We start from the raw sequence: 18,042 nt of genomic DNA on the forward strand, positions 1-18,042 counted from the left end.
GGTAGTTGTTCGTCGATATACTTTTACACGAGAGATTTAATGTTTTAAATTATTTTTGATTTAAATTGTGTATAATCAGTAAGTTACATTTTTCCCAGTGCACAAGTATACGTAAAATGGAAAATAATACAATAGTTAAGGAATTAACAGAGAAAAACAAGTACTTGGAAGACTTGCTTTTAATCATTACTCATGATTTAAGAGCTCCAGTGGTTAATATTGAAACACTCTTCAAAATCTTAGAAAAACAAGAATCTGTTTCTAAGGAAGGTAAACCACTTTTTAATAAATGCTCAAATCAATTAGCTTTAATGTCTTCTAAATTAAGATCTATACAGCAAGTTGTAAGCTTAAAGTCTTATGCAAAAAAAAATACAGAACAAATATTTTTTGCTGATATTATTGAAACTATCAGGAACGAGTATGCAAGAGAAATAGATGAATCAAAAGCATTAATAACCGCAGATTACACAGCATTGCCTTCAGTAGTTTATGATCCTATACAATATGCAACTATCTTTTGCAATTTAATGTCTAACGCTTTAAAATATAGACATCCTAATAGAATACCTGAAATTAATATTTTAGCAAAAAGCGAGAACGGTAATCCTGTCATAAAAATTAAAGATAATGGTTTAGGTTTTAAAATAACTGAAAATTCAAATAGTGTATTCGGTCTTTTCAAACGGATGCATGATCATGTTGATGGGTTAGGAGTTGGCTTGCATTTAGTACATTCAATCATCACCCAAAACGGTGGTTCAATAACTGTAAAAAGTGAAGTTGATAAAGGCACTGAATTTAAAATTCGTTTATAAAATTATTCTTCAGTAAATAAAATACAAGTAGGTGTAAAAGCCTTAATCTCATCTACAAAACTTAATACCCCTGTTACTGTATCTCTCTTAAAAGATATAATAGTATCAGTCTCTTGGTTGGCAACTAATAAATAATTTTCATCTGGTGATACTGAAAAATTTCTAGGGTGATCACCTCTTGTAGGTTCAAAACCAACTACTGCTAATTCTTTGCCACTTTCATCTATTTTAAAAATAGCAATACTATTGTGCCCTCTGTTTGATGCGTATAAAAACTTACCATCTGCAGTAACGTGAATATCAGCTCCAGTTGAAAAATCATTAAAATCATCAGGTAAAGTAGAAAAAGATTTTCCTTTAGTATATATACCATTTTCAGATTTTAATATAACAGTAATCGTGTTATTAAGCTCATTAAAAACATAAGCCAAATCTTTAGTTGGGTGAAAAGCTAAATGCCTAGGACCAGCACCTTCGTTCATCGTTAACTTTTCTTGATTTGTAGCTTTTAGTTGATGGTTATCTTTATCAATTTTGTAAAACCATAAATCATTAGTACCTAAATCTAAACAAACTATTTGACCATTTTTATCATACCAAGCTGAATGTACATGTGGTGCTTCTTGACGGTCTGTACTTCCTTTTCCTACATGCTGTTTTTTATCAAATATATTTGAAACTACTCCATTATTGTTCAACTCTAATAAGCTTAAACTACCACCAGTATAATTTGAAACTAAAACAGTATTGTTTTTATTAACGTTAATATGGCATGGGTGTGGACCACCAGAGTCAACTTCATTTAAAAATTTTAAGCTATCTTTTTCTATTTTAAAAGCACTTACAAAACCAGTACTATCTTCATTAACTTCGTTAACAGCTAATAGGTATTTATTATCATTACTCAACGCTAGATATGAAGGGTTGTCAGCTTTTGCAACTAATCCGATGTTTTTTAATTTACCATCAGAATTTAAGCTGTATTTGTAAATCCCTTTACTTTCTTTGCTTGTATATGTTCCTACATAAAATATAGATTCTTCAGCTTTTGTTTCTTGTGGCACATCAGTTTTTTTTTGATTTTTACAATTAAATAATAAAAGTACAAATAGAATAGTGATAGGTAATTTCATGATGTGTTTTTAAATTAAGCAACGGTTTAATAGGTGATTGTTATTTTGAAATATTCCAATCTATTAATTCAGAAGGATAGTAATTTACATTCATTCTTTTTAAATAAGAAGCTTGGTTAGCAAGTCTAATTTTATAATCATCCCAATTTCTATTTTCATCAATAGACCAACCTAATTCTGCATGCCCAATAACTCTAGGGAAAGCTAAATATTCTAATTCTGCTATTGTACTTATTGTTTCAGACCAAAGTGGTGCTTCAAGGCCTAGAATATGATCTTTTTCTAATTCATCAAAATACAAAGCTGGAGACCAATTATATGCGACATCAACAGGTACAAAACCTGCCCAATTTAAACCGTATGTTGAAGATTTGTCATACTTCATATCTAAATATGTTTTTTTAGCAGGTGATAAAATAATTTTCATCCCCTTTTCTTTTGCTTCAATTGAATGTTCTTTATCTCGCCAGTGTTGAGCAATACTTGTAGCCCCTATATTTGCTTGTGATATTTCATCCCATCCAATCATTTGCTTACCATGTTTTTGAACAATTTTTTCAACATTATTTAAAAAGAGAATGTAATCTTTCTTTTTAGTAACAAAACTCTCATCGCCCCCAATATGAAAATAAGGTCCAGGAGTTATAGCACTAATTTCACTAATAACATCATCAATAAATTTATAGACTGTATCTTTTTGAGCATCAAACGTGCTAAAACCAACACGCATACCTGTATATGTTTTAGGTGTTTTTCCATTACCGTTTAAAATAGGGTAAGCAACTACTGCAGCATTAGTATGGCCAGGCATATCAATTTCAGGAATTATGGTAATAAAATGTTTAGCAGCATAAGCAACAATAGCTTTGTAGTCTTCTTGCGTATAAAAACCACCTTTTCCACCGCCAACTTCAGTATTGCCAGAAACTTCAGTAAGTTTTGGCCAAGATTTTATTTCAATTCGCCACCCTTGATCATCAGATAAGTGCAAATGAAGCATGTTTATTTTATAGTAAGCTAATACATCTATATACTTTTTAACAGATTCAACACTAAAAAAGTGACGTGATACATCAAGCATACTCCCTCTATATTCAAAATTAGGGCTGTCCATTATTTTACCAGTAGGCACTAACCACATTTTATGATCAGTGATAGTGTCATTACTTTTATTGGGTATAATTTGGCGTAAGGTTTGAACTGCTCTAAAAGCACCTTCTGCTGACTTAGAGTTTATAATGATAGAATCTTTAGTAACATATAGTTCATACGATTCTTTAGTTTTTAAACTTATACTATCTGATTTGTTTATAAAGATTACACGTTCAACACTCTCACTAGTTGAGTTATTTACTGGAATTGATAAGTTAATATGTTCTTTTATTTTTTCAGAAAGAAAAGCTCCTACTTCCTCAAATTCTTTTGAAGTTTGAGAAGTATAAATGACAGTGTTAGAATCTAAGCCAAACGCACTATTTGTAGCTATAATTTTTGATGGTTTAGGAATTATGTTTTCTGCAGCTAAATTGGTTTTAGGAAAATGAAGAATTGGTTTTTTCTTTTTTTCTCCGCAAGAGATTGAAATTATTGCAATTAGTACTATTGCAATTTTTAAAGCGAGTTTTTTAGTCATTATTTTGGTAGTAAAGTGGTTTAGTTTAATCAATGTAATCTTTTATAATAGAGTGCCAAAGTGCATAGCCTTCGTTGTTCATATGTAAGCCGTCACTTAAAAAAATATTGGTTCTTAGTTTTTTATTTTCAAGCATAATGTCCCAAATATTAACATAGGTTAAATTATGACTCAGTTTGCATAATAGTTCTAGTTTTTTATTTAAACTTTTGTATTTTCTTCTTAAAGACCATCTGGCAATACTTGGTTTTACAGATATGATTACAATTTTAGTATTTAAATCATATTTATTAATTTTTGCTATAATTTGATTGTAACTGTCAAGTATATCTTTACATTTCATTTTTGATGATATATCATTATCACCTTCATAAATAAAAACTTTTTTGGGTTTATATTTAAGAATCAACTCATCAGTATATCCCAATAAATCTATTGCTGTTGAACCACCAAAACCTGAATTTATTACTTGATATTGTGGAAAAATTTCATGTAAATTCCGCCACATTCTAATGCTTGAACTTCCAGTAAAAACAATAGTTTCTTTATTAGCATCCCATAATGAATCATATTTTATAGAAATATCTTCTACTTCTTTTCTAAAATATGGGTTTGGCTGGGCAATGCAATAAGTTGTAAAAATGATGTAAATAAAAATGAAACTTTTCACTTAAAATAAATTTTATTTTTTTAAAGATAATTTTTCTAGTAAAGAAGACCAGTTCAATAGAACATTTTATAATTATTTTAATAGTTCTTCTTCCTATATAATTAAGTCAATAAAAGTTTTAAAGCTTACAATAGATTAAATGTAAAACAACATATTTATGCGTTATGAATAGTAATTAATGAATTATAATTGACAGAATCTAAATTTTCATCAATTACATTGATAAATAATTAAAAAAACAACATATGTTTCATCAAATGCTTGATTTGTCATACTTCAATTTTTATATCTAAGATACTTTTACTGCAGTCTTCTTTATAAAACCAACTAGCATGAAAAACTCACTGTACTTAATTGTAGTATTATTAATTTATTCTTGTTCTAATTCTCAAAAAGAGTTGTCTACCACAACTGAAATAACTCATAATACCAAAATTATATTCCCATTTAATAATAAGAATTTAAAGATCTATACAACTGCTAAGGGTACTAACTTAAAATTGTCTGTTACTCATGATACTGTTTTTGGTTCAACAAGTCAAGCTTTAGAATCACAAGTTTCAGTGTTTGTAAATTCTAACAAAACATTTCAGAAATTTTTGGGAATTGGAGGGGCAATCACAGATGCTTCTGCAGAAGTTTTTGCAAAATTAAGTGAAGAAAAACAAAACCAATTATTAGGCTCTTATTTTGGAGAAGGAGGTATTGGTTATAATGTTATTCGAACAAGTATTCATAGTTGTGATTTTAGCTCAGAAAGTTATACATATATAGATGAGGGAGATGCTCAATTAGAAACATTTTCTATTGAAAAAGACAGAGAGTATAGAATTCCTATGATAAAAAAAGCAGCTTCTTTAATTGGTGATGATATGGTTTTTTATGCAAGTCCATGGAGTCCTCCTGCATTTATGAAAACAAATAAAAACATGTTACATGGCGGTAAATTACTACCAGAGTTTAATCAAGCTTGGGCAAACTACTATGTAAAGTTTATACAAACATATGAAGCTGAAGGTTTACCTGTTTGGGGTGTTACTATTCAAAATGAACCTATGGCTGTTCAAATATGGGAATCATGTATTTATACTGCTGAAGAAGAGCGTGATTTCTTAAAAAATTATTTAGGTCCTACTTTTGAGAAAGCAGGTTTAGAAGATAAAAATATTGTGATTTGGGATCATAATCGAGATTTAGTATCACAGAGAGCAAATACAATTTTTGAAGATGAAGAAGCTTTAAAGTATGCTTGGGGAACAGGTTTTCATTGGTATGAAACTTGGGCGGGTGGAGAGCCTATGTATGATAACGTTAAAAATATTAATGAATCTTTTCCTTCTAAAAACTTATTGTTTACTGAGGGTTGTAATGAAAAATTTGATGCTACAAAATACCAGTATTGGCCAAATGCAGAAAGGTATGGCAATTCAATGATAAATGATTTTAATAGTGGTGTAGTAGGTTGGACAGACTGGAATATATTATTAGACGAAACCGGTGGGCCAAATCATGTTGGTAATTTATGTTTTTCACCAATACATGCTGATACGCAAACTGGCGAATTAATATATACACCATCATATTATTATATAGGGCATTTTTCAAAATTTATTAATCCTGGTGCAGTAAGGGTTAGTACAACAACAAGCAGAAGCACACTTGAGAGTACCACTTTTAAAAATGAGAATGGTTCAATGGTAACTGTGGTAATGAATAAAACAGAAAATACAATTAACTACGACTTAGTTGTTGATGATGGAAAAGTTTCATTAGAAATAGCAGCTCACGCAATACAATCTATAATTTATTAAATATTAAAATAAAAAACATCTAACTGTATATTTCTAATAATTCAGTTGGGTAAAACAACATATGTTTTATCAAATGCTTTGGTTGTAATATTTCGATTTTTCTACCTAAGATACTATTACAATGTGTTTTTATAGTATTTATTTAAAAGTAAAAATTCATAAATAGAAAATTAAAAAAAGAAAATATGTTTAAACCATTTAAGCTTTCAAATATATATGTTTTTATAAAATGCTGTATTAAATTAATGTTTGTTTTTATAGCGTTTATTTTAATTGTCAAATGTAAAAATCCAGAAATAGAAAAATTTAAAAAAGAAAATATGTTTAAACCATTTACACCTCCAATTGCATATAAAGATGCTAAAAAACAAGCTATTACAATTATTAATCAAATGACAATCGATGAGAAAATATCGATGATAGGTGGCTATAATTGGTTTTATACGAAGGGTTTTGAAAAGTTTAATATACCAGTTATGTATTTATCTGATGCAACACAAGGTGTTAATATTAGACCAGAGTTACCTAATCAACTAGAGAAATCAGTCGCTTTTCCTAGTCCAATTGCACTAACTAGTACTTGGAATACAGAGTTGTCAAATGAATATGCTAAATCTATCGGAGAAGAATGTAGAGCTGGTGACATAGCTGTATTGTTAGGGCCGGGAATGAATATTTACAGAATATCACAGAATGGAAGAAATTTTGAATATTTTGGAGAGGACCCTTACTTGGCTGCACGTATGGTTGAAAATTATGTGGTAGGTATGCAAAATACAGGGACCATAGCTACTTTAAAGCATTTTATAGCAAACAATACTGACTACAAAAGAAGAACATCTCAATCCATAGTTGACGATAGAGCTTTACGCGAAATTTATATGCCTGCTTTTGAAGCTGGAGTTAATGCAGGTGCTATGGCTGTGATGACTTCTTATAATTTAGTAAATGGCGAATATGCAGGCCAAAGTAAAGATGTAATAACTGGCTTATTACGTGAAAAATTAGGTTTCAAATGGCTAGTAATGAGTGATTGGTGGTCTGTTTGGGATTCCGAAAAAGTAATAAAATCAGGTTTAGACCTCGATATGCCTGGAGCACCAAGAGAAGACTATCCGGATTATATGAATAAAGATGAATTCTTTTTAAGATTTTCCGCAAAAAAACTATTAGAAGAGGGTAAAGTCGAAGAAAAAGACATTGATAGAATGGTAACAAATATTGTTACTACAGAAATTGCAATGGGGCTTCTTGAACGTCCAGTTAAAGATACTAGTTATTTTGAAAACTTTAATAATCATATTCAAGTGGCCTTGCAAACAGCTCGTGAAAGTATGGTTCTTCTTAAAAATAATGGAGTTTTACCTATAAGTAAATCTAAAAATAGTTCCATTTTACTTACAGGTGAATATGCTGATAAAATTCCTTGTGGAGGTGGTGCTGCTGAAGTTAAAGGTTATGATAATGTAACCATGTTTATGGCGCTTAAAGAAATTTATGGAGACAATGTTTCTTATATAGAGAGTCCAGACGATCAAACTATTAAAAATTCAGATTATGTAATATACAGTACAGGGACATTTGATTCTGAAGGATGGGATAAATCTTTTGATTTTTCAGATACGATTAATAATGAAATCAAAAAAATAGCTTCATTGAACAAAAATACCATTGTAGCCGTTAGTTCTGGTAGTGGTATGAATATGACAGAATGGAATGATGATATAGCAGGTTTAATCTATAGTTGGTATCCAGGGCAAATAGGATTTAAAGCTTTTGCAGAAATAGTTGCGGGAATTACAAATCCTTCCGGGAAACTACCTATAACGATAGAAAAAACTTTCAAAGATTCACCCGGCTATGGTTATATACCTGAAGGAAAAGAGTTATATACAGGCTGGCAGGAAGATCATAAAATTATAGATCCAATCATAGATGTAAAATATGATGAGGGAATATTTGTTGGCTACCGTTGGTACGAAAAAAAAGCTATTGAACCTTTATATACATTTGGTTTTGGTTTGTCATATACAACTTATGATTATAGCAATTTTAAAATTGAAAAAGATTCAATTAAAGTAGGGGCATCTGTTAATTTTAAAATTGATATTGAAAATACAGGTAAAATGGACGGACAAGAAATTGTTCAAGTATATGTTCGTGATATAGAATCTTCAGTAGAACGACCTTCAAAAGAATTAAAAGACTTTCAAAAAGTACAACTAAACATTGGAGATAAAAAAACTTTAAATTTCACCTTAAATGAAAGAGATTTTGCGTTTTGGGATATAGAAACTGAAAGTTGGAAAGTAGAACCAGGAAGTTTTGAAATACTTATAGGAGACGCTTCAAATAATATTTTAGCAAATGGTGTTATTGAAGTAATCAAATAAATATAACCATGCTAAATAAAGTTTCTTTTAAAGAAAAAGTAGGTTATGGTATAGGTGATGCAGCTGCAAATATTGCTTGGCGTGGAGTAGCTACTTTTTTATTCATATTTTATACAGATGTGTTTGGCTTAGATCCGGTAGTGGTGGGTTTGTTAATGTTAACAGCTCGTTTAAGTGATGGGATTAGTGATGTAATTATGGGTGTTATAGGTGATCGCACCAAATCAAAATACGGAAAATTTCGTCCTTGGATTTTATGGACTTCTATACCCTTAGCTATAAGTTTATCTCTACTCTTTACAAGTCCAGACCTTAACCCGACTGGTAAGATTATTTATGCCTATGTGACTTATATATTTTTCACTTTAGTATACACTGCTAATAATATACCTTATGGTGCATTAATGGCAGTAATGACTGGTGATATTAAAGAACGTACAAGCATAGGATCATTTAGAATGATAGGTGCTTTTTTAGGGGGTATACTTCTTCAAGGGGCTTTACTTTTTTTAGTCGCTTATTTTGGAAATATATCTCCTTCAATAGATATTTTAAAATTAGATAATGAAAAATATCAGATAAATGTAAACGCATCAAGTGATATAAATAATGTGCATATTAAAACAGAAACAGGGGTAGCTACGTTTTTATGGAATGATAATGTCGAAGAGCTAACTGATATACCTACAGTGGGTAAAAGTTTTTCTATGGAAGCAGGAAAAACATATTCATTTATTGTTGAAGGAGAATCAAATTTAACTTCAGAAAAATTGAAAATCATTGACCAGCAAAAAGGATATAGTTATTCTATGTATTTAATGTCTATTGTTTTAGCATTATTAATGTATGTTACTTTTTCAATGACAAGAGAGCGTGTACAACCTCCAAAGGAGCAGAAAGTCAATTTAAAACAAGATTTTAAAGATTTAGTGGCTAATAAGCCGTATTGGATCTTATTAACTTCAGGGTTATTTTCTAGTACTTACAACTCTATAAAGCAAGGTATTATCATAATATATTTTACCCATTATTTACACAATCAATTGTTAGCAGCATCTTATCTTGTAGGGTTAATGTTAGTTTCTATTGTAGGTGCTATTTTAATGACTCCTCTTTGTGTCAAATTTGGTAAAAAAAATGTGTTTATTTCTTCATTAGCTATATCAGGAGGTATAATATCTTTATTAATATTTTGTGGTTCAGGGGCTGTAATAGCTATTTTTATTATAGGATTACTTTCTGAATTTATCGGAGCAATGTTTTCAGCTTTATTTTTTGTAATGTTAGGAGATGTTGCAGATTATTCAGAGTGGAGAAATAACCGTAGAGCTACAGGCCTTATTTATTCGGCAGGATCTTTTGCTTCTAAATTTGGAGGTGGTATTGCGGGTGCTATAATCGGTTTTGTTTTAGGTGCTTACAATTATAATGGTATGGATGTCAACACTATAGAAAATGCTATTCCGGGTATAAAAATGCTAATGAGTTGGGTGCCTACTATAGTAGCAATAATAGGATCGGCACTCATGTTGATGTATTCATTAACTCCAAAAAAGATGAATATAATTATGAAAGATTTAAATGACAGACGACTTAATGAAGCATCAAATAAAAGTTAGGTGATTTAACAAGTGGTATTAGGATTTTTTTAGAAATATAATATTATACTTGAATACGATATTTCAATCTCAAAAAAAATATAATTAGGTTTTTTTGCGTAAAGTACCTTAAATTGATACGTGAATTTAAAAACTTATACATGATTTTTATATGTTTTTACTCTTTAATATAAAGTCATTAAAGAGTAAAAACCAATATTTAACACTCATTTTATGAAAAAAATTGTTTGCTATTTTATATGTTTTATTGGGTTTTTCTCATTCAAGTCTTTCTCACAAGAACCTGTTAAAAAATACACTTTTGTAAACATAAAAGAGAGCGTTTCTAAAATAGGTATAAATTCAATTATACAAGACCAATACGGTTTTACTTGGCTAAGTACAAATGGTTCAGGGTTAAATAGGTTTGATGGTATCGATTATAAGACATATCAATCTAAATTAAAAGATTCCACATCGTTAAGTAGCAATAACGTTTTTTGCTCTTATCTTGATAGTAAAAACAGACTCTGGTTCGGCACTGATGATGGGCTTGATTTATACGACCGTGAAAATGATAAATTTAAGAGAATATATTTATCAGAATTTAAGAAAAATAACGCTAATATTTCTGTTAGAAGTTTAAAAGCGGATAATGATGGAAATTTATTTATTGGAACTTTTGAACTTGGTTTGTTTAAATTAAACTTAGACAATTTTAGTGTAGAAAAAATTAAATATGAAGATGTTAGCAAGTATCCTACAATAACAATTCAGGCTATAGAAGTAGATAAAAAAGGAAATATTTATACCTCTAGCGATAGGGGACTTCATGTAGTTTATAAAAAAACAAATACACTTAAACAGGCGACGTTTAAAACTAAACAATTATCTAAATCTTTTAAACTTAAAATTAAAGAGTTACATATTGATAATAATGATAACTTATGGTTAGGCACCGAAATAGAAGGTTTATATAAAATTAATAAGATAAGTAATAGCCAAAATCAGTTTAATGAAATAGTCAACTATCCAATTTCAGAAAATAGAATAATGTCTATTATAAATCTACAAGATGGAAGTTTACTTTGTAGTACTGAAAATGATGGTTTAATTCACATTAATCAAAACGGAGTTGTAATAAACAATTATAAGGCTGATATAACTGATAAAGACGGTATTAAATCAAACTCAATTTGGACATTATTTCTTGACAATAATCAGCGAATCTGGTTGGGATATTACAATGCAGGTATAGGTATTTACGATAAATTATACGATAAGTTTAATGATTTAGAAAGTTTACAAAATAATCCCAACTCTTTGCAAAATGGATCAGTTACAGCGATTGTAAAGGATAGGTTTGGCAAATTTTGGATCGCAATGGACGGTGGTGGTATTGATTTGTTTGATTTTAAAACAAATAATTTTACACACATAAATAGTAATAATGAGACCTATATATCAGGTTTAACAGATGATTATATTGAATCTTTATTTATTGATAGTAAAGAAAATGTCTGGGCAGGAAGCTGGAATAAAGGGCTTTTTTTACTTAAAAAAGGGACTAAAAAATTTATTAAGCATACTATAAAAAGTACAAATGGAGGATTGAAATCTAACAATATATTGAGTTTTACTGAAGATTCAGACGGAACCATCTGGTTTATTAGTTGGGATAAAGGGTTACATTCTTATAATCCAGAAACAGAAAAATTTACACATCATGATTCGAAACCTTTTTTAGAAAATGAGATAGTAGATAGTTATCCTAGAAAAATAATAATTGATAAGTCAGGCACACTTTGGATGGCGACAACGAATAAAGGTGTCTTCAAAATAAAAAAACAAAAAGATAATACTTTTTCTGTAGTCTCAATGGCACAAAAAATGTCTGAAGAGTTTAATAATTATGCAAAAGCAAATAATATATTGTCGATATATGAAGGATCTAATGGTTTAATGTGGATTGGGACGAGAGGTGCTGGTTTGTGTTCGTATGATAGCAAACTAGATAAGTTTACATGGTATAATAGCAATAATGGTTTAGATGCGGTAAATATAACAGGCCTTATCGAAGATTTAGAAGGATATATGTGGATTACTTCAAATTCAGGAATAACTAAATTAGATACTGAAACAAAAACATTTACTAAATATTCAAAAAATGATGGATTGCTCTCTAATGATTTTAATGTAAATGCTACATTTATAGATGATGATGGCACTATATTCTTAGGTAATTATCAAGGTATAGATTTCTTTAACCCTTTAAATATCAGTTTAAATAAAACCTTACCATCATTATATTTAACAGGTTTTAAATTATTTAATAAAGAAGTTGATGTTAATGCAAAAAACGCGCCATTAAATAGTGTTGTCGGAGAAATATCTAATTTAACACTAAACCATAAACAATCTGTTTTTACAATTCAATACACGGGGATAAATTATACAAGGCCAGAAAAAAATCAATATGCTTATTATTTAGAAGGTTTAGAAGAAGATTGGAATTATGTTGGAAATTTAAGAAGCGCAACTTATACAAATTTAAATCAAGGAGATTATACTTTTAAATTAAAAGCAGCCAATAGTGATGGTATTTGGAGTGAAACTCCCTTGAGTTTAAAAATTAAAGTATTACCACCGTGGTGGAAAACTAATGAAGCTTTATTTGTTTATGTAGCACTAATGCTTATTGGAATCTACTTTTTAAATAGAATGGCTCAATTAAGAATAAATAAGAAGCAAGAAGAAACGTTAGAGGAAAATAAAAGGTTACAAGAGAAAGAATTAAATGAAAAAAAGTTTCAATTTTTCACCAATATTTCCCACGAATTTAGAACACCATTAACCTTAATAATGAATCCAATAAGTGATATTATTAGAGATGAAACTTTAGACTTTCCAGCGAGAGTTATCGATAAACACAATATAATACACAAAAACACCCAACGTCTTTATAGGTTAATTAATGAACTATTAGATTTTAGAAAATTAGAATCTAATAAAGCTCGTATAAGTGCTTCAAAATTGAACTTATTCAGTTTCGCAAAAGAGATTGTTAGTTATTTTAGAGAAGAAGGGCACTCTAATAACATAGATATAAATCTTGATGCTGACCTTGCTGATATACCGTTATGGGGAGACAGAAATATGTTAGAGAAAATAATCTTTAATATTTTATCAAATGCTTTAAAAGTAACACCTAAAGGCGGAGCTATAAACATTGATTTAAAATCTAATAATGGATTAGAATTATTACCATTAGTTGATGAAAATAATCCTGTTGAGGTTGTTAAAGTTGTTATTTCTGATACAGGATCAGGAATAGAGAAAGAAGAGGTTGAAAGAATTTTTGAGCGTTTTTACCAATCTAAAAGTTTAAATAAAGGATATTATGGTGGCACAGGTATCGGTCTTGAGGTAGTTAGAGATTTTATAACGTTACACAGAGGAAAGATTGAAGTAGAAAGCGAAATTGGACAAGGAACAACTTTTACTATAATTTTACCAGTAGGTAATTCACATTTTTCTGAAGATGAAATAGCATCTGAAATTGTTGAAAGTAGATCAAACGATGAGCTTTTTGTGCCAGTAAGAACAAAAATAAAAAAAGAAGAAAGAGTTGTCGAAAGCTTACATAATTATACTTTATTAATAGTAGAAGACAATGTGGAACTTAGAACTTACCTAAAAGAAGAAATAGGGAGTGAGTATAAAGTTTTACTTGCAAATAACGGTAAAAAAGGACTTGAATTAGCTAAAGAGGTACTTCCTGATGTAATTATTACTGATGTAATTATGCCAGAAATGGATGGCTTTGACTTTTGTAAAAAAATAAAAAGTGATATTAGTACAAGTCACATTCCGTTATTGATGTTAACAGCCAAAGCCAAAATTGATGATAGAATGGATGGTATTGAAGTTGGTGCAGATGCTTATATGATAAAACCTTTTGATATTCGATTGTTAAGATTAAGGGTTTCTCAATTAATTACAAGCAGGCAATTGATTTTTAATAAATATTTTAGTGTTATAAGTGAAGTTCCTGAGGGTACAAGAACATCATCATTAGACAAAGAGTTTATTGAAAAAGTATTAGACTATATCAACAAAAATATTGATAATCCAGATTTAAATGTAGCATTGCTTGCTGACAAGTTAAATTTGAGTAGGAGTCAGTTTTACCGAAAAATCAAAGCATTAACTAACCAAACTGCAAATGAGTTTTTACGAAATATAAGATTACAAAAAGCTAAGCAAATTTTAGAGATGGGTGGAGCCAGTATAAGTGAGGTTTGTTATAAAACAGGGTTCTCATCTCCTTCGTACTTTTCTAAATGCTTTAAAAATTACTTTCAAATATTACCTACAGAAGTTGTTACTAAGACCATGAAAAATAATTAACACATACTTCTGTAATGCATAAGTTACCGTACTAACATTTATTGCTTTTAAAGCAAATTGGTAGGGTATTTTTTATGCGACCCCCTCTTTTATTAAGCAATGTATATCGCATTGCAGTCTTTATTTTTAAATAATTACGTATGTCTTAATTTTTTATTGGTTAAAATATATATGTGATAAATAAACAACTTAAGTTTTTTGTTATTCGTAATATTTAAGATTTTCATACTATGAATTTTGTTGCATATGTCGATGTTAAATGTTGTATTTGCTAATAATTTTAACAAAATGCTTCAAAATTACTAGTGTTTGCTGTAAAGCTATTAGTATTGAATTAATCTTTTTTTAACATTTGAGTATTATGAAATTTGACTTTTTAAAATGGAGTAGAATACTTGAAGTAATTCTAATATGTGCAATTATAGCATTGTTAGTTTTTCTCATCATGTATATCCTTTGAAAATCAAATAACATTAATTTTTTTTTAAAAAAAATCTCAACTTAAATCACTTAAAATTAATTACTCACTCAAAACTTTATTTTATGAAAAACTTTTTTTTTAAAGACCTAATATTTCCTGTGCTGTTATTTGTGGGAGGTATTATTCATGCGCAAACCATTACTGGTATTGTATCAGATGAAACGGGGCCTATACCTGGGGTTAATGTAGTAGTAAAAGGTACTTCTACTGGTACAGTTACAGATTTTGATGGAAATTTTGAAATAACTTCTTTACAAGGAGATATTTTAGTTTTTTCATACGTAGGCTACCTTACGCAAGAAATAAATATTGCAGGAAAAACAACAGTAAATATAACGTTATCGGAAGACGCTGCTCTTTTAGAAGAAGTAGTAGTTGTAGGTTATGGTACCAAAAAGAAAAGTTTGGTAACAGGTGCTATATCTAGTATTAGTTCAGAAGACATTCAAAATACATCAGCACCACGTATAGAGCAAGTACTACAAGGTAAAACATCGGGTGTATCTGTAGTATCTTCATCTGGTGCGCCTGGCTCAGGAGCTAAAATTAGAATTAGAGGAGCTGGTTCTAATGGAAATTCTGATCCTTTATATATTGTTGATGGAATTAAAGTTAGTTCTATTGATAATATTTCACCAAATGATATTGCTAATATTGAAGTTTTAAAAGATGCAGCTTCATCAGCAATTTATGGTACACAAGGTGCAAATGGGGTTATAATAGTAACCACCAAACAGGGTAAAGTAGGAGAAACAGTTGTTACTTATAGTACTCAAATAGGTACACAATCGGTACGTACAGATATGGAGCTTATGAACGCTTCTCAATTCGTAACCTATTTTCAAGAAGCAGGTCAAACTCAAGTTGTAGATAATGGAATTAATACAAATTGGATTGACGAAACATTTAGAAATGCATTTACACAAAGGCATGATTTAAGTATTTCAGGAGCTAATGAAAAAACATCATTTTATTTTTCAGGTTCATACATAAATCAAGAAGGTGTAGTTGGTAATGATTCTGATTATACAAGATTTACTGGTAGACTTAATGTAAAATCTCAGGTAAAAAGCTGGTTAGAAGTTGGTACAAATATTACATATTCTAATATAGCATCTTCTCCAATTACAGAAGACGATTCTACAGGTGGTGTTATTAACCATGCGTTACTTATAGATCCTTTAACTCCTGTAATTTATACAGGTGCTTTGCCACAAATAGCAATTGATGGTGTTGCAAACGGTACAGCAATGGTTGATGAAGATGGTAATGTATATGGGTATCCAACTTATGCAACAGGTGAAGTTACAAATCCAGTAGCATCAGCAAATTTTAGATTTAGAGGTGGTATTGATACAGATAAAGTTTTAGCTTCTGTTTATGCAAAATTAAAGTTTAGTGATAACTTTAATTTTACTTCAAGATTTGGTTATGAAAGGTCTAACACTTTTGACAATAGGTGGACACCAATTTATGTGGTTTCATCCGAAGCTCAAAATACATCGGTTACTTTAAATAATGCAATTTCAAGAAATTCAAGATGGTTATGGGAAAATTTCTTATCATATTCTAAGGAATTTGGGAATCATAATTTGACAGGTCTATTAGGGTATTCTTCAGAACAAGTTCTAAGTCCATCATATACTTTAAGAGGGTCAGACGTTCATGAGCAAACTGATGAATTTGCTTATTTTGATTACTCTAATAGAGATAATGATGTTATCGGTGGCGGAATTTATGAAAGAGTAGGAACTTCTGTGTTTGGTAGATTATCATACGATTATGCAGGTAAATATTTATTAGAAGGATCTTTAAGGTATGATACTTCAAGTTTCTTTCCTACGGATAAAAAATCAGGATATTTTCCTGCAATTTCTGCAGGTTGGGTACTGTCAAATGAAGAATTTTGGAGTTCAGATTCTAAATTAAATTACGCAAAGCTTCGTGGTAGTTGGGGTCAGAATGGTAGTGATAACAATTTAGGCACCTATATAAGCAGTTTAGTTTTTCAAACGGTAGCAGAAGAAAGTGGTGCAGTACCTGTAGTACCAGTAGTTTATGAAGGTGTTTCGGGTATTACGGCAGGTAATTTACCTAATCCTGATTTAACATGGGAACGTTCTGAACAATTAGATTTAGGTTTAGATATTAGAGCTTTAAATAATAATCTTAATTTTTCAGTAGATTATTACATAAAAACCACAAGAGATTTGATACTTCCTGATGGTGATATTATTGCCCCACCTTCTTTAGGTGTTGGTGTACCATCGATTAATGCAGGGACAGTAGAAAATAAAGGATTTGAATTTGAATTAGGTTATAATAATAGTACTGAAGGCGGTTTTAGCTATGGCGTAAACCTTAACCTATCAACACTTAAAAATGAAGTTACAGAAATTAATTTTGTTGGTGAAGATGGTTTTATAATAGGCGCTGGAGCTCCTCAAAATAACGACGGAATTACACGTTTTCAAAAAGGGTCTCCACTTTGGTATTTTCATGGGTATAAAACAGATGGTATAGATGCAGATACAGGAGAAATTATATTTGTTGATACGGATGGAGTTGATGGAATTACTTCAAATGATAAAACTGAAATAGGCTCTCCACACCCAGACGTTATTTATGGAGGTAGTATTGATTTAGGATATAAAAATTTTGATTTTAGCCTTAGATTCCAAGGAACACAAGGCAACGATATTTTTGCAGCGTACCATCAACCATCAAGACCTGTGACTAATAAGCCGATAGAATTTTTTAATGGTAGGTGGCAACAAGTAGGTGATGAAGCTTTATACCCATCGGCAGCTAATGCAACCACTGCATATGATACGGATTTAGTGGTTCAAGACGGTTCTTACATGAGAATTAAACAAATTCAATTAGGCTACAGCTTTCCATCAGAAGTGATAAATAAACTAAGGTTTAAGAGGTTAAGAACGTATGTTTCTTTAGATGATTACTTCACTTTTACAAAATATAATGGTTTAGACCCTGAGGCAGGAAGTTTTTCTGATAACAGTATAGGTGTCGATAGAGGTTTTTATCCAATTCCTTCAAAAATATTATTAGGGTTATCAATTGAATTTTAATCG

The 18,042-nt window shown here is 30.0% G+C and carries 9 protein-coding genes; 6 read left to right on the top strand and 3 right to left on the bottom strand.

The window, feature by feature from the left end:
• Nucleotides 1–116 precede the first annotated feature (116 nt).
• Entirely contained in the window at nucleotides 117–818 is a 702-nt protein-coding gene (locus tag KO500_RS15630; protein WP_215957498.1) for a sensor histidine kinase, read from the top strand.
• 2 nt (nucleotides 819–820) lie between these two features.
• Here the strand turns inward: KO500_RS15630 and KO500_RS15635 are convergent, their stop codons facing one another.
• The 3 genes from KO500_RS15635 to KO500_RS15645 are packed head-to-tail and all read right to left on the bottom strand — an operon-like array spanning nucleotide 821 to nucleotide 4,254.
• Nucleotides 821–1,951 carry a lactonase family protein gene (locus KO500_RS15635; protein WP_215957499.1) on the bottom strand — a complete coding sequence of 377 codons (1,131 nt, stop codon included), beginning with the start codon at nucleotides 1,949–1,951 and terminating at the stop codon, nucleotides 821–823.
• 40 nt (nucleotides 1,952–1,991) lie between these two features.
• The gene (locus KO500_RS15640) at nucleotides 1,992–3,584 is read right to left on the bottom strand and encodes a family 20 glycosylhydrolase (protein ID WP_215957500.1); all 1,593 of its coding nucleotides are present in this window, start codon (nucleotides 3,582–3,584) and stop codon (nucleotides 1,992–1,994) included.
• A 25-nt stretch (nucleotides 3,585–3,609) separates the two neighbouring features.
• Complete coding sequence (locus KO500_RS15645) at nucleotides 3,610–4,254, bottom strand: GDSL-type esterase/lipase family protein (protein ID WP_215957501.1); 645 nt, start codon at nucleotides 4,252–4,254, stop codon at nucleotides 3,610–3,612.
• Nucleotides 4,255–4,586: 332 nt separating this feature from the next.
• Here KO500_RS15645 and KO500_RS15650 point away from each other — a divergent pair, with 332 nt between their 5' ends.
• The 5 genes from KO500_RS15650 (at nucleotide 4,587) to KO500_RS15670 (ending at nucleotide 18,039) form a co-directional block, all read left to right on the top strand.
• Entirely contained in the window at nucleotides 4,587–6,065 is a 1,479-nt protein-coding gene (locus tag KO500_RS15650; RefSeq protein WP_215957502.1) for a glycoside hydrolase family 30 protein, read from the top strand.
• A 320-nt stretch (nucleotides 6,066–6,385) separates the two neighbouring features.
• Entirely contained in the window at nucleotides 6,386–8,458 is a 2,073-nt protein-coding gene (locus KO500_RS15655) for a beta-glucosidase (RefSeq protein ID WP_215957503.1), read from the top strand.
• 8 nt (nucleotides 8,459–8,466) lie between these two features.
• Complete coding sequence (locus KO500_RS15660) at nucleotides 8,467–10,077, top strand: MFS transporter (RefSeq protein ID WP_252732574.1); 1,611 nt, start codon at nucleotides 8,467–8,469, stop codon at nucleotides 10,075–10,077.
• A gap of 213 nt (nucleotides 10,078–10,290) precedes the next feature.
• Nucleotides 10,291–14,466, top strand: coding sequence for a hybrid sensor histidine kinase/response regulator transcription factor (locus KO500_RS15665; protein ID WP_215957504.1), 4,176 nt, complete (start codon nucleotides 10,291–10,293; stop codon nucleotides 14,464–14,466).
• A gap of 543 nt (nucleotides 14,467–15,009) precedes the next feature.
• Nucleotides 15,010–18,039, top strand: coding sequence for a SusC/RagA family TonB-linked outer membrane protein (locus KO500_RS15670; protein WP_252732576.1), 3,030 nt, complete (start codon nucleotides 15,010–15,012; stop codon nucleotides 18,037–18,039).
• The last annotated feature ends 3 nt before the right edge of the window (nucleotides 18,040–18,042 follow it).

The sequence above is a fragment of the Cellulophaga baltica genome (assembly GCF_018861125.1).
Classification (GTDB): Bacteria; Bacteroidota; Bacteroidia; order Flavobacteriales; family Flavobacteriaceae; genus Cellulophaga; species Cellulophaga baltica_A.

What these genes read in the sequence shown, in the direction of transcription:
- KO500_RS15630 (WP_215957498.1), top strand. Translation starts at nt 117, where the DNA reads ATGGAAAATAATACAATAGTTAAGGAATTAACAGAGAAAAACAAGTAC.
- KO500_RS15670 (WP_252732576.1), top strand. Translation starts at nt 15,010, where the DNA reads ATGAAAAACTTTTTTTTTAAAGACCTAATATTTCCTGTGCTGTTATTT.
- KO500_RS15660 (WP_252732574.1), top strand. Translation starts at nt 8,467, where the DNA reads ATGCTAAATAAAGTTTCTTTTAAAGAAAAAGTAGGTTATGGTATAGGT.
- KO500_RS15665 (WP_215957504.1), top strand. Translation starts at nt 10,291, where the DNA reads ATGAAAAAAATTGTTTGCTATTTTATATGTTTTATTGGGTTTTTCTCA.
- KO500_RS15640 (WP_215957500.1), bottom strand. Translation starts at nt 3,584, where the DNA reads ATGACTAAAAAACTCGCTTTAAAAATTGCAATAGTACTAATTGCAATA.
- KO500_RS15635 (WP_215957499.1), bottom strand. Translation starts at nt 1,951, where the DNA reads ATGAAATTACCTATCACTATTCTATTTGTACTTTTATTATTTAATTGT.
- KO500_RS15655 (WP_215957503.1), top strand. Translation starts at nt 6,386, where the DNA reads ATGTTTAAACCATTTACACCTCCAATTGCATATAAAGATGCTAAAAAA.
- KO500_RS15650 (WP_215957502.1), top strand. Translation starts at nt 4,587, where the DNA reads ATGAAAAACTCACTGTACTTAATTGTAGTATTATTAATTTATTCTTGT.